Origin of the sequence: Pseudoalteromonas sp. SG43-4 (genome assembly GCF_014164325.1) — a bacterium.
Classification (GTDB): domain Bacteria; phylum Pseudomonadota; class Gammaproteobacteria; order Enterobacterales; family Alteromonadaceae; genus Pseudoalteromonas; species Pseudoalteromonas distincta.
Genome location: NZ_JACJFB010000007.1, coordinates 146991 through 166689 on the forward strand (window position 1 = coordinate 146991; position 19699 = coordinate 166689).

The window sequence follows — 19699 nt, forward strand, 5'->3', positions numbered from 1 at the left end:
TAAACAAATCATTCAATGCCAGTTCAATACAGTGTAAAATTATACTAACACTCAATTTAACTGAGCTTATTATGGCACGCAGAATAACGTATACATTTAAAAACCAACCGCGCGAAATTAACTTCGCAAAAGATAAATACCACGACATGTATCAAGCTATTGCTGCTGCCGAGGGTATTGATTTAACAAATTACTTAAATATGGTACGCCAAATAGAAATGACCTCAAAAGGGTCTGCTTCTGTTCGTAACTTTCGCGACCAAGAATTTGCCCGTATGGGCTTTAGCGACATTTACTTTATAAAAGAGTAATTATACCCAATTGGTATACGCTAAAAACTAACTATGGCTGATACTCATAACTTACGCGTGGTGTAATATTACATAATAGCTCGTAAGGAATAGTATCAGCGCACAGTGCTATTTCTTCAACTGGTAGCTCAGGGCCCCACATAGTGACTCTGTCGCCAACTTTAATATTATGCTCATTAGCGCCTATATCAACGCTGATCATGTCCATAGCTACGCTACCTACAATACCATAACGCTGCTCACCAATTATTACCGGTGTCCCCTCTTTAGCATGCCGAGGATAACCATCGCCATAACCCATAGCTACAACAGCTAACTTGGTTGGTTTATCGCTTTTCCAACGACCACCATACCCAACAGCCTCATTAGCAGGCACATCTCGCACTGCAATTACGCGCGTAGTTAAGCGCATAACTGGTTTTAATTTGTGTTGCTGCCCAATACTATTTGCCATTGGCGATACACCATATAACATAAGCCCAGGACGCACCCAATCGCCATGACCGCTCGGCCAGGCAATAATACCAGCCGAATTTGATAAACAATGCGCTTGGTCAATACCATTCACTAAATTATCAAACAACCTAATTTGCTGAACCGTTTTAGCATTATCAACGTCATCAGCACACGAAAAGTGGGTCATTAAATTAACGGTATTTTTAGCGTTAGGTGTTTTTTGCAAGCGGCTATAAAAGGCTTCAAACTGCTCTGGCGCAATACCTAATCGATGCATACCTGTATTTACTTTTAACCAGCATGTTATTGGTGCATCTAGCTTTGCTTTTTCAAGCGCCGCTAATTGGTACTCATCGTGAATAATAGTTTGAAAATTGTTGGCGAGCAGAATCGGTAAGTCGGCTTTGTTAAAAAAGCCTTCTAGTAAAACAATTGGTTTTGTTAAGCCCCCAGCTCGAAGGGCAAGCCCTTCATCTATACGTGCCACAGCAAATGCGTCAGCATTATTTAAATGCTGCGCAATCGTTACTAATCCATGCCCGTAAGCATTTGCTTTTAGCACCGCCATCACTTTGCTGTTAGGTGCAAAGCCCTTAACTTGCGCTAAATTATGCGCAAGTGCCGTTAAGTTAATTTCAGCAGTCGCTAAGCGCATTAGTAATCGTCATCTACCGCTGGTCCCGCGTAATTATCAAAGCGAGAAAATTGACCTTGGAATGTTAAACGCACTTTACCAATTGGGCCGTTACGTTGTTTACCTATGATAATCTCAGCAATACCTTTATCAGTACTGTCTTCGTTGTAAACTTCGTCACGGTAAATAAACATGATTAAATCGGCATCCTGCTCTATCGACCCTGACTCACGTAAATCTGAGTTAATTGGGCGTTTATCGGCACGTTGCTCTAGCGTACGGTTTAGCTGCGAAAGCGCAACAACCGGACATTTTAGCTCTTTTGCTAGTGATTTAAGTGAACGCGAAATTTCAGCAATTTCAAGCGTTCGGTTATCAGCAAGGCTAGGTACGCGCATTAGCTGCAAGTAATCGACCATGATCATACTAATGCCGCCGTGGTCACGCGCAATACGACGTGCACGAGAGCGAACATCGGTAGGTGTTAAGCCCGAGGCATCATCAACATACATTTTGCCTTTTTCCATCAACAAGCCCATTGTTGATGAAAGTCGCGCCCAATCGTCATCATCTAACTGACCTGTACGTACCTTAGTTTGGTTAATACGGCCAAGAGACGCTAACATCCTCATCATAATTTGTTCTGAAGGCATCTCTAGCGAATAAATTAGCACGGGTTTGTCTTGAGTCATTGCGGCATGTTCTGCAAGATTCATCGCAAAGGTGGTTTTACCCATTGAAGGACGCGCTGCAACAATAATTAAGTCAGACGGTTGCAGGCCCGTCGTCATTTTATCAAGATCGGCATAACCTGTACTTACACCCGTTACACCATCTTGTGGCGATTGATAAAGCTCTTCTATTTTATCAACGGTTTTTTCGAGTATGTTATGAATACTTTGCGGGCCTTCCGTACTTTTTGTACGTTGCTCGGCAATTTTAAATACTTTGCTTTCGGCAAAATCGAGTAGGTCGTGACTAGTACGCCCTTCGGTATTAAAACCCGCTTCGGCTATTTCATTTGCCACGCCAATCATTTCACGTACAACAGCACGCTCACGTACAATGTTTGCGTAGGCATCAATGTTGGCTGCACTTGGCGTATTTTTAGCAATTTCGGCTAAGTAAGCAAAACCCCCAATACCTGCAAGTTTATTATTTTTTTCTAAACTTTCAGAAATAGTGATTAAATCTATCGGATCGCCAATCTCAGCAAGTGCCGTCATCGCCTCAAAAATTAACTTGTGCGTGCGGGTATAAAAATCCTGTGATACAACAAGCTCAGCTACGCGGTCAAAAGCTTGGTTATCAAGCATTAAGCCACCTAAAACAGATTGTTCAGCTTCTATTGAATGGGGAGGAACTTTAAGAGTATCGACTTGCTTATCTGGTTTGGCCATAACTTCACAGTAGTAAAATTGAATGGCTCTATTCTATCGACTTGCAGGGGCTGTGCAAATAGAAAAGCAGGAAATCTTTCCTGCTTTTTGTAATCGTGATGGGGAATGAGTGTTATTTGGTACGAAGCTCTATTCGTCCACTAATGGTATCCATTTCGACATTTGCATTACCGCCATTAATACTAAACTCTAAATCACTGGCTGGGCCATATTTAGCTTTACTGACTTTGTCACTACTGACTTTGTTAATGATTTTACCATTAGCATGGGCTTTAATTTCAAACTTTGCTGATACACTTTGTGGGAAATAAAAGTCGGCATCACCACTTACTGATTCAAAACGTACATCACCGCCTTTTAAAAGCTCGTTAATCTGTACTTCTGCTTCGCCATTGACCGTATTAATACGTAGGTTTTTAATAGTCGATAGCGTAAATTCTATATCGCCATTTACGTTTTCAAGGCGTACATCATTAGCGCTTGAAGTTGATTTAATATCACCATTAACAGCGCTAAAACGCAACTCACCACTTGATTGCCTATCGTTAATTTCACCATTTACGGTTTCAAACTGAATATTCCCGTTTAAGTTCTCAGCGTTCATATCACCATTTACAGTGGTGAGCTTAATGTTGCCAGTAATATCATCTACCGTAATTTCGCCGTTAACCACATCAACTTCTGCGCCGTTTTTAAGCGCCTTTGCAGTCACCGATACATTAACGCCAGCAAACGCTAAACTACTGCTTTTAGGCATAAATATAGTTAGGTTTGAGCCGTCACCACTATTACCCCAATTTGATTTACGGGGCATTTTTACAATAAACTGTGTTTTATCACCACTTGTTTTAAGCTCATAACCCTGTGCTTTATCATCAAGCTCGCCAGATACTTTAAATTCGTTTTTATCCCAGCCTGTAATATGTATATCACCGCGTTGGTTTTCAATAAAAATAGTGCCGCCACTTGGTACGTCTATTTGCTTATCTATTTTTTCACCCGCAAATGCCGCCAGTGGAAATATGCTCAGTCCTAATAAAATCGCTTTCATATCGTACTCCTAAATGTGCTGCCAACGTGGCGCGTGCACCTTGTTAATTAAATCAAGTTGTTGTTGATATATTTGCGCTAACATTGTCAGTAGCGCTTGGTTTTGTGGTTCGTTTTCAAGAGCTTGCTTTATTGCTTGCTCAGCTTCTTCAAGTTCTTGTAGTTGCGTTTGCCAGTTAGTGGTTAATGCTTCTTTATTTTCGTATTCAACTAACAAACTATTTTTTTGAGCCGAAAAGTAATCACTTATAGCCACTACGGGCTGTGGTTCAGGTGCTATAACAAATATATTAACAGCAATTAAAGCAGCCACAGTACACGCTGCTATTGCCGTTAGTTTTGGCCAAATAATAGTGCTATTTGGGTTCTGCTTATTATTAACAATTGCTCGCTCAATCCCCGCCCATAAATCTTTATGTGGCGTAATTTCTTTATCAAGCGTGTTTAATGACTTGTTTAAGTAGTCGCTAAAGTTTGGTTTACTCATTTTCATACCACTCTTGTAATAACTGCCTAGCACGATGATATTGTGACTTACTTGAACCAACAGCCATACCTAATTGCTCCGCGATTTCCTCGTGCCTATAACCTTCAATAGCAAATAATACAAATACCATACGTGCGCGCTCAGGAAGCCTTACTATTAACTTATCGAGGCCATTTAAGCCTTTGCAGTCGTTAGCTGATTGCTCATCCATACCGCTGCGTTCAATACTTACTACTTTTTGTAACCAGTTTTTTTGCTTGCGCAGATAACTTATCGCTACATTACTGGCAACACTATATAGCCAAGTAGAAAACTGCGAACGCCCATCAAATAATGCTATTTTATGCCATACCTGTACAAATACCTCTTGGGCGGCGTCTTCGGCGTGTGCTTGGTCTGCTAATAAGCGTAAACATAAACCGTATACTCGTTTTATATGTAACTCATAAAGCGTTGTGTATGCGCCTTGATCACCCGATTTAACTCGCTCAATGAGTGCAGCTTCGCACAAAGGCGCTGGTTCGGGTTTAACGTGTAACATCCGTGATGCCGCCTTTTAATTATTATTGTTGAGTTGCTATTTAAGTGTATTGATAAGTTAGACGTAATGACAGTTCGAAAAGGTTTAAAAGGAATGAAAAAATAATTGAATAAAAAAGGGGCTTATACGAGGCTTTATACCAATTCGCTTAATTAAGTGATCTATTTTGAGGATGGAAAAACGTGTTGATAGCTAGACAAAAAATTCGCTATTTAGTTGTTCTCGGCAATTGCTCCTGCATTGCTCTACCTTCTGCATCCATGCAGTCGTAAATGAGAATTTTTTAACACAGGTAGCGACACGTTTAGCCCCGCAAAATGATTAAGTATTATTGCGGATTGGTATTATTAAATTGTGCCCTCAACTAATGAAGTTAGCCAAATTATAGGCACAAAAAAGCCGTGCTAATAGCACGGCTTTTTTAGCTTAATTAAAAATTAAGCTTCAGCGATTACGATTACTTTGATAGTAGCCGTTACGTCTGAGTGAACTGAAATTGATACGTCAAATTCACCAGTCTCACGGATAGTACCTAGAGGCAAACGAACTTCTGACTTAGCAACTTCAACACCAACAGCTGAGATAGCGTCAGCGATGTCACGAGTACCGATTGAACCGAATAACTTACCTTCGTCACCAGCTTTAGATACTAATGTAACTTCTGCTAATGCTTCTAGTTTTTCAGCGCGTGCTTGTGCAGCAACTAACTGTTCAGCGATTTTCGCTTCAAGTTCTGCACGACGAGCGTCAAACGTTTCAATGTTAGCTTTAGTCGCAGGAACTGCCTTACCTTGCGGGAAAAGGAAGTTACGTGCGAAACCAGATTTAACTACAACCTGTTCACCTAGGCTACCTAGGTTAGCGATCTTATCTAGTAGAATAACTTGCATGTTTCTACACCTTTTAAAAACTGTTAATCCGCTGCTTACTTATGTAAGTCAGTGTATGGAAGAAGGGCTAAGTAGCGAGCACGCTTAATAGCAGTTGCTAGCTGGCGCTGGTATTTAGCGCTAGTACCTGTGATACGGCTAGGTACGATTTTGCCACTTTCTGTAACATAGTTTCTAAGAGTAGCTAGATCTTTGTAATCGATTTGTTGTACGCCTTCCGCTTTAAAGCGGCAGAACTTACGACGTCTGAAATAACGTGCCATGAGATTAATTCCTCAAATAATTCTTTCTATATGCTGAGCATGCAAAACCAATTGGCTAAGGCCGTTACGACCTTCGTGGCGATTTAAAAAACCACTCACTTGCAATGCCTGCCCAACGTGCAAATGTTGAGTCTGTTGTTGCATTTGCTTTCCACTGACAACTACCTGAAGCCTCACATAACTATTACGGTTAAGGTCTGCTTCGGTTTGCATTGATTTATGTTCTACAACAAAAATACAATGCGGGATGCCAGCAGGGCTTTGGCTAAACTTGGGAGTTTTACAAACTACCCCAGATATAACCAGCTGATTCATATATGGGCTAACCATTATAATAACTGCTGACTACATGCCATGCTAGGACTCAAAACAATTAAGCAGCTGGTGCTTCTTTCTTCTCTTCTCTTGCAAGAGGAGACGCTTCAGTTACAGCATTTTTAGTACGCATAACTAAGTTACGAAGCACTGCATCGTTGTAGCGGAAAGTAGTTTCTAGCTCGCTGATTACTTCAGTAGGTGCTTCAACGTTCATAAGAACATAATGAGCTTTATGAAGCTTGTTGATTGGGTAAGCCAGTTGACGGCGGCCCCAGTCTTCAAGACGGTGGATAGTACCACCAGCTTCAGTGATAGAACCAGTATAACGTTCGATCATACCAGTTACTTGCTCACTCTGATCAGGGTGAACCATGAATACGATTTCGTAATGACGCATGGATATTCCTTACGGTTAATAGAGCCTTCTACCGTTTCGGCCGGTCGGTTTAAGGCAAGGAATTAATAGTTTAAAAGCCGAAATGAGCGCGCATTTTACGCTTAGACGGATAATTAAGCAAGCAGGTTTTTTAAGCTTTTATAGATAAGAGTTTAAAGGCAATTATTGCGAGCTTCGCTCATCCCGTTAGCAAGCCTTAGGCCTAAAGGAAAAGCTAAACTCGTAGTTTAATATTTATCATATACGCCAAGCTTGCGCGCATAAAAAGCGCAGCTTTGAATTACTTAAGTCTAACACCTGCCTCAAAATATAAGTATTTACTCAAATTTAAAGCCGTGCAATTATTAAGCAATACATTATTAAATAAGGATATTTATGAAGCTCTTACTATCGCTTGTATTAATACTTACTTTTAGTACACCATTTTTAAGCCACGCAAAAACCAATACAACTGACATAACCGTTGGTAAAAAAGTCATTCTGCAATCAAAAATACTTAACGAAGACAGACCCATTAAAATTTTCATACCTGACACTGTAAAAGACGATCAGCCGCTTTATGTTATTTATTTACTTGATGGTGTTGAGCACTTTCATACGGCGTCTGGGGTTATAAAATCCTTAGTTGATTACGAGCAGATACCTAATGCCTTGCTTGTTGGTATTGATACAACTAACCGCGTTCGTGATTACTTACCTAAAGTAGATGGTGAGCCTAAAACTGAGTTTCAAACCTTTGTAAAAAATAAATGGCCTGAAGCGGGGCAAACTGACGAGTTTTTGAAATTTGTTTCTGACGAACTTATGCCATACATAAATTCTAACTACTCAACTAACGGCTACAACACGTTAATTGGCCACTCTAATGCAGGTACTTTAGCGCTTTATACTTTAGTTAATCAGCCTGAGTTATTTAATAACTATATAGCTATAAGCCCAAACAGTTGGTGGAGTGATGAAGAATTAAAAAATAATATTATAAAATACACTAAAAGCCCTAAAGGCGGTCAATCGTTATTTATTAGTGTAGCAAGTGAAGGGTCACGCTTTTATACAGGTGTATTAAATACTTTAGTAAATTTAGAACAACAAATGCCAACACAGCTAAAATGGGAATATAAGCATTACCCTACTTTTAGTCATATGGGCACCATACTACCAGCCCTTAGCGATAGCCTAATTCACTTATTTGGCGACCTAATTTTTAGCGTTACTGACGAGCACGGAAGATTTGCTGATGTATCGCTTATTACAGGTTACTACCAAGCACTGAGTGATAAATATGGGTTTGAGCTTAAAATTCCACAAGATGTATATGTAGAATTTGCTCATAGCCAGCAAAAATTTGGTAACACAGCCAAAGCTATTACCACGCTTAAACACTTTACTACCCATTACCCAAATGCAGCCTATTCTCACATGCGTTTATCGCAAGGCTATACTGAAAATAAGCAGTTCAAAGAAGCCGTCACTAGTATGAAACACGCATTAGAACTTGCTAAGCAAAACTCGCGAGATCCAATGTTAATTGATGCTCTCAAGGATATGGTGAATGAAGCACAAAAGAATTTGTAACTGATTTAACGCAAAGCGCTTTTTAGCTAACGATAGTAATTACGAGCTAGGCTCGTCGCGTCAGCAAGCTAAACGCCTACAGGTAAAATTAAGCTCAGTGTTAAACTTTGCATATAGACGCAGAGCTTGCTCGCGTGAAAAGCGCAGCTTTTAATATATTTAAAACCTTCATAAAAAAACCGATGTTTAAATTAAACATCGGTTTTTTTAATCAAGCTCATCGCTTTACTTTATCCGTTGGGTTTCGCTTCGCTCAACCCAACCTACGTTACTTTCCTATCGCTTCTTTAGCGAACAGGTGTTTTATTGGGCCTAAATTATCAACTAATGATAGCCCTACTCCGCGGATAAGTTTTTTAACCGGGTTTGCACCTTCAAATAACTCTTTTAACCCTTGCATCATGGCTATGTGCTTTTGCGCATCGAGCTTACGGGTACGTTCGTAATCGCGAAGTGTGCGCGTGCTTGCAAACTCCTTACTATCACTTGTGAGTAGCTCAATTAAATAAGCCGCATCTTTTAGGCCTAAGTTCATACCAAGCCCTGCAAGTGGATGGATTGTATGTGCAGCATCGCCAATGAGTACCACTTTGCCTGAAACCCATTGCTGAGCGTAGCGCATTTTAAGTGGGAAAGCTGCGCGCGCACTTTGCACTTCACATAGCCCGCATTGGCCATCTATTGCAGCCATAACAGCTTTATTAAAGGCACTGTCGTCCATTGCAAGCAGCTCATCGCAGTGGTTGGGGCTAGTAGACCATACTATTGAATGGGTATTTGCATCGCTCAGAGGTAAAAATGCCAGCGGCCCGGTTGGTAAAAACACTTGGCGTGCGGTATTTGCGTGCGGCTCTTTGGTTTTTACGGTTGCGACTAGCGCATGGTGATCGTAATCTTTAAAGCTAAGCGCCATATTAAATTGTTTGCGAATAGCTGAGTTTGCCCCATCAGCGGCCACCAGCAGTTTTGCAATAATTGGCTCGCCGCTTTTAAGCGTTATAAATACATCTGATTCGCTTTGATGTATTTGCTGATACTGTGTATCGAACATTAACGTGGCACTACTTTGTTGTTCCAACTCTTTTATGAGCGCGTAGCGGATAATGTCGTTTTCAACAATATGGCCTAAATGCTCAAGCTCAAGTTGTTTGTTATCAAACGCTATTTTGCCAAAACTGTCGGCATCACGTACATCCATATGCGTATAAGCGCACGCTCGCTGTGCGATAATTTCTGGCCATACATTTAATTGCTCAAGCAAGGTTTGACTTGCAATGCTTAGCGCACTTACGCGCAAACCATATTCGTCAGTTGGCAACGCTTGTGTTGGTGCGCCGTCGAGTACAACGACGCTTATATCGGCTTTTGCCAATCCAAGTGCTAGTGTTAGCCCTACGCAGCCACCACCTACAATACAAACCTGTGCTTGCTTCATAAACGCCTACCTTGTTTAACTTGCCCCATTAACTGTTTGGCTAATGGCGCTTTTAATGCGGGAAATAAATCCATCGAAAACAACCCAATACTGCGCCCCAATGCGAGCACTCGCGATGAGTTTGAAAAAAGCCTAACAAGTGCATCGGTTAAGCTCATTACGGTTTTTATATCATCACTGCGCTTTTTAGAATATTCACGTGTAAACGCATAGCTGCCTAAACCGTGTTGGCTGTTTGCTATTAAATTACTTAGTACTTGCACGTCGCGAAGGCCTAAATTAAAACCTTGCCCTGCAATAGGATGAATAGCATGTGCGGCATTACCAATAACCACTGTACGGTGCGCAGTCAAAGACTCGACTTGCCCGTAAACGAGCGGGTAACTCGTGCGCATGCCTACTTTAGTAAATTGACCACCGCGATAACCAAACGCACTTTGTAGGGCACTTATAAAGTCTTGTTCATTAAGTGCCATGTGCTGTTCAACCTGATCTTGGCTCATACACCACACCAACGAATAACGGTTATTGCTCATGGGTAATAACGCCATAGGCCCGCTTTGTGTAAAACGCTCAAAGGCATGATTATTATGCCCACCAGCTACTTCTACATTGGCAATAATTGCGCCTTGTTCATAAGGCTGGGTATTAAAGCCAAGCTCAAGTAAATTACGTGTGGGTGATTGTGTACCATCAGCAATAACCAATAGCGCTGCGCTTAATTGCTCGCCGCTTTGCAGGGTAAGTGTATTGCTGTGCAGGGTTTGCTCAATGGCAATTACGCTATCGGGGCACAAAAGCGTAATATTTGATTGCGTTAAACGCAGGTGGAGCGCTCGGCCAAAAGGGTTAACTTCTACTACGTAACCAAGTGAAGGTTTAGCAAATTCGTCGCAATTAATGTGCGCTTTGCCAAAGTGGCCTCTATCAGACACGCTCACTTTTTTGATTACGGCGGTGTAAGGGGCATTTTGTTCAAATAAATTGAGGCTTTGTAAATACTCTACCGATTGCTGAGCAAGTGCAATGCTTCTGTCGTCAAAGCTTGGGTGGTAGTCGCCGGTAACTTGATTAGCTTCTACAACGGCAATATTTAACGCGGGATTAGTTTTAGCCACACTTAACGCGCAGCTTGCTCCCGCTAAACCACCGCCAATAACAACTACATCAAACTGCTTAGCCACTTTACTCTCCGAGCTTTATACGTTTTTAGCACTTTGCATAAGTGCTTCTATATCGCTAATTTTTTTAGGCACGCTTAGGGTCAAGTTTTCATGGCCTGTTTCGGTAACTAGCAAGTTATCTTCAATACGAATACCAATGCCTTTGTATTTTTGCGGTGCGCTTGAGTCTTCGCTGATATAAAGCCCAGGCTCTATGGTGAGTACCATACCGGGCTCAAATGCACGCTCAACGTTATTTACTTTGTAATCGCCAACATCATGTACATCTAAACCAAGCCAATGCCCAAGCCCGTGCATGTAATATTCTTTACATGCCCCTTTTGCCATTAGCTCATCAAAGTCGCCGGTTAAAATACCTAAATCAAGTAAACCTTGGGTCATTACTTCCATTGCTAGTTTATTAGCATGCGACATGTAACCACCTGGTTTTACTTCATCAAAAGCAACTTCTTGCGCTTTAAGTACAATATTGTAAAGCGCGGCTTGCTCTTCGCTAAATTGTCCATTTACTGGAAAAGTACGGGTAATATCGGCGGCGTAACCTTGTAGCTCACAACCGGAGTCTATAAGTACCAGGTCGCCATTTTTTAATACGTCGCTATTTTGCGTGTAATGTAAAATATTGGCGTTGTCGCCACTACCAACAATTGTGCCGTATGCAGGGTGCGGCGCACCATTCATGGCATAATGATGATGCAGCTCAGCCTCTAGCTGAAATTCAGTAGCTCCGGGGTGTGAAAAACGCATAGCGCGCATATGCCCTCGCGCACTAATTTCACAGCCTTCTCGCATAACATTTACTTCGCTTGGCGATTTAAACAAACGCATTTCATGAATAAGGCCGCGTATTTCTTTTAAAGTACTCGGTGCTTTGAGGCCTTTTCGCGCACCACTTCTAAGTGTACCTAGTAACGTAAACACCTTGGTATCAAATGAAGGATAAGCACCTTGTGCAAAATAAATCGCATCTTTTTCATTTAGTATATCGAGCAGCTTATCGTTTAATTCACTTAGCGGGTAAGCTTCATCAAACAAGTAGTCGCTTTTAGCTTTATCAAAGCCAACTCTGCGGCCATGCCAAATTTCTGCAAGCTTGTCTTTATCTAGGCAAAATAAAGTACTGGGTGCATCGCTGTTGTTACATAGTACAAGTACAGCGTCGGGTTCGTTAAAGCCTGTTAAATAGAAAAAGTCGCTATCTTGTCTAAATGCATATTCGGTATCGCGGCTACGCGTCACTTCGCTCGCAGCGGGAATAATAGCAACACTATTTTTATCCATTTGCGCAAGTAAACGCTCACGGCGTGCTTTAAATTCTGACTTTTGTACTTCAACCATTATTAACCAACCCGTTTAACTTTTTAAACTAATGAAGTGTTTTTTTAGTACTTTGCGTGTTTTGCTCTTTACCAAGCTCTGCAAAACAAAGTAGTGCTGATACGCGCACATATTCAATCACTTCGTGCAGCGCTTGGCTGTCTTCTTCGGTTTCTTCAAAAGTGGTATCTAGGCGAGTGATTTCGCTAAAGTCAGTAATAACCTCTTTAACATCGCTTGATAACTTACCGTAATCTTTTTGCTTTAAGCCAAAACCAAGCATAAACCCTGCTACCCATGATACGAGGCCATTAGCCTGATCGATGAGTGTTTCGTCATCGTTTGGTAAAAATAAATCAAACTGAAATTCGTCATCATTAAAGCTCGCAACTACTTGCTTATAAATAGTGCCAAAAAACTGCTTTAAATCGTTACTAAATGATTCACCATCGTTAAACACATCGCTCAAAAGGCCTAAGTATTCTTTGTCGTCAATGGTTAAACCACACGCAAGTAAACCACTAATTACACCATGCGCTTCGGCAGGTGATACAAATATTTCGTTTTTTTCTAAAAGCAGTTGAGCTTTTTCGTAATCGGGTAAATCGTTCATAATCGAATCTTCGCTTTGCAAGTTAAGGCAATGCTACCACTCGATAAAAAGCAACTCCAATTAATTGTATGATCAAGCTCAAAAACCATGCGATAAAGTAAATGACGAGTTAAAGGTGCGGGAAAACTAAGCGAACGGTTTAATTTTTTACGTTTAGGGTTTAAGGATTGGATTATGTCTTATATACTTAAATTGTTCCCTGGGGTACCGGAGCTTGGTTAAGTCCCTGAGCCGATAAATTTTATACCAGGATTTCTGTTCGTCTACTATTGTGCAAGCTCGGCATGTACCGAGAAGCCTACGGTAAACCGCAGATTTCCGCCCTGAAACCTTCTGGTTTCAGGACTGAAACCGGGTACCGTATCTTGGGGAACACCTTCTTACTTTTTATACTCCCTCTTATTACTTATTCATTTTTTTGCTATACCTTCGTACATTATTTTTATAATTTTTGGCAAAAAAAAGCTGCAAGCAATTTCTTACTTACAGCTAAATTTTAAATGCTTACGCTTATTTACTTAAACCAACCTTGAAAGCGCTCCATCATCATGTAGTTTATTGGTACTAACAATAAAGTAATAAAGGTCGCAAAAATAATCCCAAACCCTAGACTTACCGCCATAGGTATTAAAAACTGCGCCTGAGTCGCTTTTTCAAATAATAACGGCATTAAGCCAATAAAGGTCGTTAAACTTGTTAGCATTACAGGGCGAAAACGCGATGCACCGGCAAGTTTAACTGCATCTAGTAATTTGCCGCCTTCACTACGCTTTTTATTGATAAAATCAACTAGTACAAGGGAGTCATTTACTACCACCCCAGTTAGGGCGAGCATACCAAGCAAGCTCATAATGGTTAAATCCATGCCCATAATCCAATGCCCGACTACAGCACCTATCATGCCAAATGGAATTACACTCATTACTATAATTGGCTGTAAGTAAGACTTAAGCGGTATCGCTAATAGCGCATAAATTATGAAAAATACAAACACAAGTGCCCAAGCCAATGAGCCAAACGACTCTCGCTGCTCTTTAGCCTCACCTTCTAGTTTGTAATCTACTCCAGGATATTGCTGCATTAATTCATCTAAATACTCCGTTAGGTCAGCCTGAAGTATGGTCATGTTGGTGTTATTTTTTTCGATATCCGCTGTTACATTTAAAGTACGGTAGCGGTCTATTCGGTTAATAGTTGACGGGCTTTGCCCTGCGGTAAGGGTTGCAACATGCGATAACGGCACCGAACCACCAGTAGGTGTATTGATGAGTATATTTTGTAAATCGGCAACTGAGCGGCGCTCGTCTATAGGCAAGCGAACCATTACACGTACATCGTCACGGCCGCGCTGAATACGTTGGACTTGCGAGCCAAAGAACGAGTTACGCACTTGACCTGCAACATTGACTCTATTTAAGCCCAGCGCTAAGCCTTGCTGCGTAAGCTCTATTTGTAACTCTTCTTTACCATCAGACATGCTATCGGCAATATCAAATACCGTTGGGTAGGTCGATAAACGGGTTTTAATGTGATCAGCCACGTCTTGTAAAATAGTCAACGAAGTCCCGCTAAGCTGAACATCAATTGGGTCAGAACTTCGGCCAATTTCAGCTCTAAACGTTAAGCTTTCAGCGCCTGGAATGACACCAATTAAATCGCGCCATTCGCTGGCAAGCTCTCTTGATCCTATGTCTGATTCACGCTTTTCAGCCGGTGTTATTTCAAAGCGTACAGAACCTGAATTAGATACACCACCGCGCCCACCTGTTGTGGCTAATATATTTAAAATAACGCTTTCACCTGTATCTGGGTCGCGGTATTTTTCTTGTAATTGCTGCGCCTTTTGCGACATATCAATTACGTATTTATTAGTGACTTCAAACGGCGTACCTGTTGGTAGTGTTAAGTTAACGCGGACTGTTTCGCTTGGTATACGCGGGAAAAATACAAACTTAGTCCAACCACTAGTGATCATGGTTAAAATTATTATAAACACACCAACAAACAAACTTACCGAAGCCAATTTATGGCGCAGTGCTAAATTTAAAGTGGGTTGGTAGTATTTTAAAATCGCGTTTTCAAATCCATCTGCAAAACGCTGTTGAATAACATCAAACTTTGAAGGTTCGCCTTTTTCGTGGCGTAGTTTTATATATTTTAAATGTGCGGGTAGTACAAATTTAGATTCAATCAATGAAAACAATAATACCGGAATAACCACTACCGGTATTTGTGCAAACAAAGCACCGCGCGCCCCTTCAATAAAGGCCAAAGGTAAAAAGGCGGCAACGGTAGTTAATACACCAAATGTTACTGGTGTTGCGACTTCTTGAGTACCTAAAATTGCAGCCTGCTCGCCCGACTTAGCTGTTTTTAAATGGGTATAGACATTTTCGCCAGTAACTATGGCGTCATCAACAACAATCCCAAGTACTAATATAAAGCCAAATAAGCTCATAATATTAAGGGTTACGCCAAATATAGGCATCGCTATAAACGCGCCCATAAACGAAACCGGAATACCAATAAATACCCAAAATGCAATTGCAGGTCGTAAAAACAAAGTAAGCAAAGCAAGTACTAAAATACCGCCTTGTAGGGCATTGGTCGTTAGTGTGGCAATTCGACTTTTAACCAGCTCCGAATCATCATCCCAGTAACTTAGTTCAAATCCTTGTGGAAGGGAGCTTTGTTGCTCTTTTATGTAATTTTTAACTTCGTCAGCAACAGTAATCGCACTTTGCGGACCAATTCGATATACGTCGATAAATGCAGCCTGCTTACCATTAAAGCGAGTACGTACTGGGGTTTCTTCAAAATCGTCTTTAATTATTGCAATATCGCCTAAACGAATAATAGTGCCGTCAGCTTGGTTTTTAACAACAATATTGGCAAATTCATCTTTACGATATGCTTGCCCTTTAGAGCTTATAAGTACGTCCCCACCTTCAGTTTTTAAGTTACCAGCAGAAATATCAGAGCTTGAATTAGCAATGGCACTCGATATTTGTGCCAAACTTAAATCGTACTGGCGAAGAACGTCTTGGCTTACTTCAATGGCAATTTCATAATCACGAACACCACTTAGCTCTACCTGCGTCACATTTGGTAAACGTAGAATTTGATCGCGTACTGTTTCTGCGTATTCACGGGTTTCTTTTTCGCCGTAATCACTTGATACGGTAACCGCGATAACTTCGCGAATTCGTTCCGCAAGCGCGACTATTGGCTTTTCAGCATCGGCTGGAAAGGTGTTAATTGCATCTACACGACTTTTAATATCGGCTAAAAGCTCACGCGGGTCGTAGCCCGTTTCAACTTCAATTGTTACAGAGCCTGAGCCTTCAGAAGAGCGGCTAAATATTTGCTTTATGCCCTCTAAATCTTGTACGGCTTCTTCTATACGAATTGTTACGCCTTGCTCTACATCCTCTGGTGTTGAACCGCGCAAACTTACGTTCACGCTTATCATGTCGGTTTCGAATGAAGGGAATACTTCAAGCGGTATTTTAGTCGATAAACTAAAAAGCCCCGACAGCAGCAGTGTTACTAGCAATAAGTTAGCTGCAACATGGTTTTTGGCAAACCAAGCTATCATGGCTTATCTCCTTGCTTTGCTGGACGGCGTTTTTTTAACTCTTCAACACTAATACCAAGCTCTTTTGCTTTTTGTTCAAGCTGCTCTGGAGTCGGGCGCTTTCCTTTACCTTGCCCATTCGCTCCACGGCTTTTAGGTTGATCTGCGCTTTGTTCACCTAAAATACTTACTTGAGTTCCTGAACTTACTTGACCAAGTGGAGTAATAACAAGCTTATCATTTGCGTTTAAACCGGTTTTTATCATCGCCTGAGTCGCATTTTGCCAAGCTAGTGTGATGTCTTTGCGCTTAAGTACGCCACCTTCAACAATGTAAACGTACGTTCCTTGATAAATTGTACTGTTAGGAATTATAAGTGCGTTAGATACTGTTCTGCCGGTAATTTGCGCTTTTATATACTGCCCAATTTTTATTGGGTACTGGTTATTTGCTGTTGCTTTATACGGGTCATTAATTTTAGCAACTACATAAAGCTGCTGTGCGCCTTCATCTATAGCACCTTCTGTGCGTGCTAATTGACCTTGCCACGTTTGCTCACCTACTAAGTCAGAAGTAAATTTAACAATTGAACCCGCTTGGTTTTTAGCACCATCGCGATACTGCTCTGGTAAATTTACAAATGGGAGATCTTTATTTTTAATTGGTAAGCGAATCTCAACGCTATCGATTGCGTAAATGGTTGCTAACTGTGTGTTGTTAGTAACAACTTGCCCTAAATCAACACTGCGGCTAAGTATACGCCCCGCATATGGCGCCGTTACTTTAGTGCGCTCTAAATCAAGCATCGCTTTTTCAAGTGCTGCCTGAGCCGATAAAACCTCAGCTTCAGCGGCTGCTAGTTGTGGCTCACGTAGTACTAAGCTGCTTGCCTGATTTGAGCCGCCAAGGCGCTTCCAATCGGTAATGGCTTGTTGCCCACGCGCCTTCTCTTCTAGCAAACCTTGCTCTGCGGTTAATAAATTGGCTTGAGCAGATTTAACTTCAGCCTGATGATCTCTGTCGTCTAGTTTTAAAAGTACATCGCCTTTTTCAAAAAAACCGCCTTCTCTAAAGTCATCACTTACTTCAATTATTTGCCCAGATGCCTGAGCCACTAACAAACTTTGTGTACGTGGTTTTACCGTACCGTAGCTGTCTATCATAACTTGATAATTTTGTGGTTTTAGCTCAAGCGCAGCCACACTTATTGATGCCTTCGGAGGTGTCCCAAAGCGTTTAGCCTCTGGTGGATTCCCCTTAATAAACATAACAATTAAAATTGTGGCAACAATAACCACCGCTGGAATAATAATTTTTGCTGTTTTAGTTTTCATCGTTATTGCTCTTTAGTTCACTTGAGGGCTTTGCAAAATCACCACCAAGGGCAATGTGTAGGTTAATTCTATTGGCTATTAATTGGTTTTTAATATCGATTAAGGAGCTTTGCGCGTCAAAAGAACGGTCTTGGGCATCAAGCACTGTCGTGTAAGTTACCAAGCCACTTTGATACTGCTCAAACGACAATTGCTCTGCAGCAAGTGCGTTTTCTTGTGCCTCTAACGTGCTTGTATATTGAGCTTTGAGGGACTGCTGCTGCGAAATTGCATTTTCAACATCACCAAATGCGTCATAAAGCGTTTGTAAATAAAGCTGCTCTTGCTTTTGAGTATTAAGACGCGCTATTTCTTCGTTGGCTTTTAAGCGCCCACCTTCAAAAAGTGGCGCTGAAATACTACCTAACAAAGACCATGCAAGGCTTGATGGAGAAAACAAGTCGCTTACTCTGTCGGTGCTATCGCTTAATGAAGCAGTTAAATCTAAACTTGGAAAGCGTTGTTTGTGCGCATATGCCAATGATGCGTCGGCTGCTAAAAGCTCATACCAACTTGCACGTAGAGTAGGTTTTCGCGTTATAAGCTCAGAAGGTAATCCTAGAGGAATATCGGTATTAATAACAGGTAAGTCACTACTAGCAGTAATAGCGCCTTTTGGGTATTCACCAAGTAAACGCTCAAGTACACGTGCTGATGCCGATAAACTCGCTTTTTGAGTGGCAATGCGAGAGCGTTCATTATTAAGCTCATTACGCGCTAAATACACATCGAGCGCTTCGTTTATGCCTTGGCGATAGCCAGCTTCAATAATATCGAGATTTTGTTGTGAGTTGGCTTCGCGACGCTTAAATAAATCCAGTAATTGCTGCGCCGTAACCACATCAAACCAACCTGTTACTACATCAGCAACAAGTTGCTGTTTAGCTTGCTCAAACCGTGCCTGCTGAGCTAAATAGTTAAGATTAGCTTCGCGCTTGGCGTCAGAGAGCTTACCCCATAAATCAACCTCGTAAGTTAAGTTTAAACTAGCTGAGCTTGCGTTGTCGTAACTTACAGGGCGGTTGTCTTTACTACGGCTTGTACGTGTTGATAAATCAAGGCTTGGCCAAAGTGCAGCGCCCGAGACTATAAGTTGCTGCTTTTGAATTTCAACATCATAACTCGTTTGCAAAAGCTGTTGGTTATTTTTAAGTGCTTGTTGTACAAATTTATTAAGCGTAGGATTTTGTAATTGTGTAAGCCATTGCTCTTGTACTTTTAATACTGAGCTTGATGCTTCTTGCTGCCATTGCTGAGGCATATTATTAGAGACTTGCATGCGCTGAGACGAGTTTAAATCACTCGCACAGCCGCTGAGCAGCATCACACTAATTGCCAGTAGGGTTGGCTTGCATTGCCAAATCATAATTAAACCTAAATTACTGCTATTTATGAACGTAATTCAAGCACTTTGGCAAATTTTGCTCAACTTACTTTACATAACATTACATAGCTAGCGATGAATTAACATAATAGCCAGTTATACGGTAAAAATGAGTAAATGATCAGCAATTTTTAATACTAAAATTAACTTTTTGCAATGTGTTTAAGAGATTAACTATACAAAAACAAAAAAGCCCCGCTATAAGCGAGGCTTTTAAATAAATGGTGCCGACTAACGAAGTCGAGCGGGTAACTTATACAGACTACTGATTACAAGTTAGTTGCTTTAAGTTACCTAAAATAAATGGTGCCGACTAACCGAGTCGAACGGATAACTTATACAGACTACTGATTACAAGTCAGTTGCTTCAAGTTACCTAAAATAAATGGTGCCGACTAACCGAGTCGAACGGATAACTTATACAGACTACTGATTACAAGTCAGTTGCTTCAAGTTACCTAAAATAAATGGTGCCGACTAACCGAGTCGAACGG

Annotated in this window: 18 protein-coding genes and 1 other RNA gene; 3 read left to right on the top strand and 16 right to left on the bottom strand. The window is 41.2% G+C overall.

All coding sequences use genetic code 11. The features are described 5' to 3' along the window. Positions 1–71 precede the first annotated feature (71 nt). Positions 72–311: a DUF2960 domain-containing protein gene (locus H5160_RS09140; RefSeq protein WP_002963045.1), complete on the top strand. Its 240-nt coding sequence runs from the start codon at positions 72–74 to the stop codon at positions 309–311. A gap of 31 nt (positions 312–342) precedes the next feature. Here H5160_RS09140 and alr read toward each other — a convergent pair whose 3' ends face one another. From alr to rpsF, 9 genes are all read right to left on the bottom strand, one after another. Further along, positions 343–1422 (bottom strand): alanine racemase, encoded by a 1080-nt coding sequence (gene alr / locus H5160_RS09145; RefSeq protein WP_182737286.1) that lies wholly within the window; start codon positions 1420–1422, stop codon positions 343–345. Continuing rightward, the gene (gene dnaB, locus H5160_RS09150) at positions 1422–2801 is read right to left on the bottom strand and encodes a replicative DNA helicase (protein WP_002963050.1); all 1380 of its coding nucleotides are present in this window, start codon (positions 2799–2801) and stop codon (positions 1422–1424) included. Before dnaB ends, alr begins: the two co-directional genes overlap by 1 nt. A 112-nt stretch (positions 2802–2913) precedes the next feature. After that, on the bottom strand, positions 2914–3852 hold the full coding sequence (locus H5160_RS09155) for a DUF4097 family beta strand repeat-containing protein (RefSeq protein ID WP_182737287.1): 939 nt from the start codon (positions 3850–3852) through the stop codon (positions 2914–2916). A 9-nt stretch (positions 3853–3861) separates the two neighbouring features. Further along, positions 3862–4344, bottom strand: coding sequence for a hypothetical protein (locus H5160_RS09160; protein WP_182721149.1), 483 nt, complete (start codon positions 4342–4344; stop codon positions 3862–3864). After that, positions 4331–4879 carry an RNA polymerase sigma factor gene (locus H5160_RS09165; protein WP_182721148.1) on the bottom strand — a complete coding sequence of 183 codons (549 nt, stop codon included), beginning with the start codon at positions 4877–4879 and terminating at the stop codon, positions 4331–4333. Before H5160_RS09165 ends, H5160_RS09160 begins: the two co-directional genes overlap by 14 nt. A 437-nt stretch (positions 4880–5316) precedes the next feature. Beyond that, on the bottom strand, positions 5317–5769 hold the full coding sequence (gene rplI, locus H5160_RS09170) for a 50S ribosomal protein L9 (RefSeq protein WP_002962755.1): 453 nt from the start codon (positions 5767–5769) through the stop codon (positions 5317–5319). 35 nt (positions 5770–5804) lie between these two features. After that, the gene (gene rpsR, locus H5160_RS09175; protein ID WP_002962753.1) at positions 5805–6032 is read right to left on the bottom strand and encodes a 30S ribosomal protein S18; all 228 of its coding nucleotides are present in this window, start codon (positions 6030–6032) and stop codon (positions 5805–5807) included. A gap of 12 nt (positions 6033–6044) precedes the next feature. Then, complete coding sequence (gene priB, locus H5160_RS09180) at positions 6045–6362, bottom strand: primosomal replication protein N (RefSeq protein WP_182737288.1); 318 nt, start codon at positions 6360–6362, stop codon at positions 6045–6047. Positions 6363–6405: 43 nt separating this feature from the next. Then, positions 6406–6747 (bottom strand): 30S ribosomal protein S6, encoded by a 342-nt coding sequence (rpsF, locus tag H5160_RS09185; protein WP_002962750.1) that lies wholly within the window; start codon positions 6745–6747, stop codon positions 6406–6408. 375 nt (positions 6748–7122) lie between these two features. Between rpsF and H5160_RS09190 the strand changes: the two genes are divergently transcribed. Continuing rightward, positions 7123–8322: an alpha/beta hydrolase-fold protein gene (locus tag H5160_RS09190; protein ID WP_182721147.1), complete on the top strand. Its 1200-nt coding sequence runs from the start codon at positions 7123–7125 to the stop codon at positions 8320–8322. Positions 8323–8590: 268 nt separating this feature from the next. Here the strand turns inward: H5160_RS09190 and H5160_RS09195 are convergent, their stop codons facing one another. Genes H5160_RS09195 through H5160_RS09210 form a run of 4 tightly spaced genes read right to left on the bottom strand, consistent with a single transcriptional unit; the run spans position 8591 to position 12871 of the window. Continuing rightward, the gene (locus H5160_RS09195; RefSeq protein WP_182721146.1) at positions 8591–9757 is read right to left on the bottom strand and encodes an FAD-dependent monooxygenase; all 1167 of its coding nucleotides are present in this window, start codon (positions 9755–9757) and stop codon (positions 8591–8593) included. Beyond that, positions 9754–10941, bottom strand: coding sequence for a 2-octaprenyl-6-methoxyphenyl hydroxylase (gene ubiH / locus H5160_RS09200; protein ID WP_182695410.1), 1188 nt, complete (start codon positions 10939–10941; stop codon positions 9754–9756). The genes H5160_RS09195 and ubiH overlap by 4 nt, the downstream gene beginning before the upstream one ends. 15 nt (positions 10942–10956) lie before the next feature. After that, entirely contained in the window at positions 10957–12279 is a 1323-nt protein-coding gene (gene pepP, locus H5160_RS09205; RefSeq protein WP_182692801.1) for a Xaa-Pro aminopeptidase, read from the bottom strand. A 28-nt stretch (positions 12280–12307) separates the two neighbouring features. After that, positions 12308–12871 (bottom strand): UPF0149 family protein, encoded by a 564-nt coding sequence (locus H5160_RS09210; protein WP_002962745.1) that lies wholly within the window; start codon positions 12869–12871, stop codon positions 12308–12310. A gap of 193 nt (positions 12872–13064) precedes the next feature. Here H5160_RS09210 and ssrS point away from each other — a divergent pair. Further along, positions 13065–13247, top strand: a non-coding RNA gene (ssrS, locus tag H5160_RS09215) — 6S RNA. A 138-nt stretch (positions 13248–13385) separates the two neighbouring features. Here ssrS and H5160_RS09220 read toward each other — a convergent pair. The 3 genes from H5160_RS09220 to H5160_RS09230 are packed head-to-tail and all read right to left on the bottom strand — an operon-like array spanning position 13386 to position 19187. After that, positions 13386–16469 carry an efflux RND transporter permease subunit gene (locus tag H5160_RS09220; protein WP_002962744.1) on the bottom strand — a complete coding sequence of 1028 codons (3084 nt, stop codon included), beginning with the start codon at positions 16467–16469 and terminating at the stop codon, positions 13386–13388. Beyond that, on the bottom strand, positions 16466–17782 hold the full coding sequence (locus H5160_RS09225) for an efflux RND transporter periplasmic adaptor subunit (protein WP_149603183.1): 1317 nt from the start codon (positions 17780–17782) through the stop codon (positions 16466–16468). Before H5160_RS09225 ends, H5160_RS09220 begins: the two co-directional genes overlap by 4 nt. Then, entirely contained in the window at positions 17772–19187 is a 1416-nt protein-coding gene (locus H5160_RS09230) for a TolC family protein (protein WP_182711834.1), read from the bottom strand. Before H5160_RS09230 ends, H5160_RS09225 begins: the two co-directional genes overlap by 11 nt. Positions 19188–19699: the final 512 nt, after the last annotated feature.

What these genes read in the sequence shown, in the direction of transcription:
- rpsF (WP_002962750.1), bottom strand. Translation starts at nt 6,747, where the DNA reads ATGCGTCATTACGAAATCGTATTCATGGTTCACCCTGATCAGAGTGAG.
- H5160_RS09195 (WP_182721146.1), bottom strand. Translation starts at nt 9,757, where the DNA reads ATGAAGCAAGCACAGGTTTGTATTGTAGGTGGTGGCTGCGTAGGGCTA.
- H5160_RS09160 (WP_182721149.1), bottom strand. Translation starts at nt 4,344, where the DNA reads ATGAAAATGAGTAAACCAAACTTTAGCGACTACTTAAACAAGTCATTA.
- pepP (WP_182692801.1), bottom strand. Translation starts at nt 12,279, where the DNA reads ATGGTTGAAGTACAAAAGTCAGAATTTAAAGCACGCCGTGAGCGTTTA.
- H5160_RS09155 (WP_182737287.1), bottom strand. Translation starts at nt 3,852, where the DNA reads ATGAAAGCGATTTTATTAGGACTGAGCATATTTCCACTGGCGGCATTT.
- priB (WP_182737288.1), bottom strand. Translation starts at nt 6,362, where the DNA reads ATGGTTAGCCCATATATGAATCAGCTGGTTATATCTGGGGTAGTTTGT.
- rpsR (WP_002962753.1), bottom strand. Translation starts at nt 6,032, where the DNA reads ATGGCACGTTATTTCAGACGTCGTAAGTTCTGCCGCTTTAAAGCGGAA.
- H5160_RS09225 (WP_149603183.1), bottom strand. Translation starts at nt 17,782, where the DNA reads ATGAAAACTAAAACAGCAAAAATTATTATTCCAGCGGTGGTTATTGTT.
- dnaB (WP_002963050.1), bottom strand. Translation starts at nt 2,801, where the DNA reads ATGGCCAAACCAGATAAGCAAGTCGATACTCTTAAAGTTCCTCCCCAT.
- H5160_RS09220 (WP_002962744.1), bottom strand. Translation starts at nt 16,469, where the DNA reads ATGATAGCTTGGTTTGCCAAAAACCATGTTGCAGCTAACTTATTGCTA.
- H5160_RS09165 (WP_182721148.1), bottom strand. Translation starts at nt 4,879, where the DNA reads ATGTTACACGTTAAACCCGAACCAGCGCCTTTGTGCGAAGCTGCACTC.
- H5160_RS09210 (WP_002962745.1), bottom strand. Translation starts at nt 12,871, where the DNA reads ATGAACGATTTACCCGATTACGAAAAAGCTCAACTGCTTTTAGAAAAA.
- H5160_RS09140 (WP_002963045.1), top strand. Translation starts at nt 72, where the DNA reads ATGGCACGCAGAATAACGTATACATTTAAAAACCAACCGCGCGAAATT.
- rplI (WP_002962755.1), bottom strand. Translation starts at nt 5,769, where the DNA reads ATGCAAGTTATTCTACTAGATAAGATCGCTAACCTAGGTAGCCTAGGT.
- H5160_RS09230 (WP_182711834.1), bottom strand. Translation starts at nt 19,187, where the DNA reads ATGATTTGGCAATGCAAGCCAACCCTACTGGCAATTAGTGTGATGCTG.
- alr (WP_182737286.1), bottom strand. Translation starts at nt 1,422, where the DNA reads ATGCGCTTAGCGACTGCTGAAATTAACTTAACGGCACTTGCGCATAAT.
- H5160_RS09190 (WP_182721147.1), top strand. Translation starts at nt 7,123, where the DNA reads ATGAAGCTCTTACTATCGCTTGTATTAATACTTACTTTTAGTACACCA.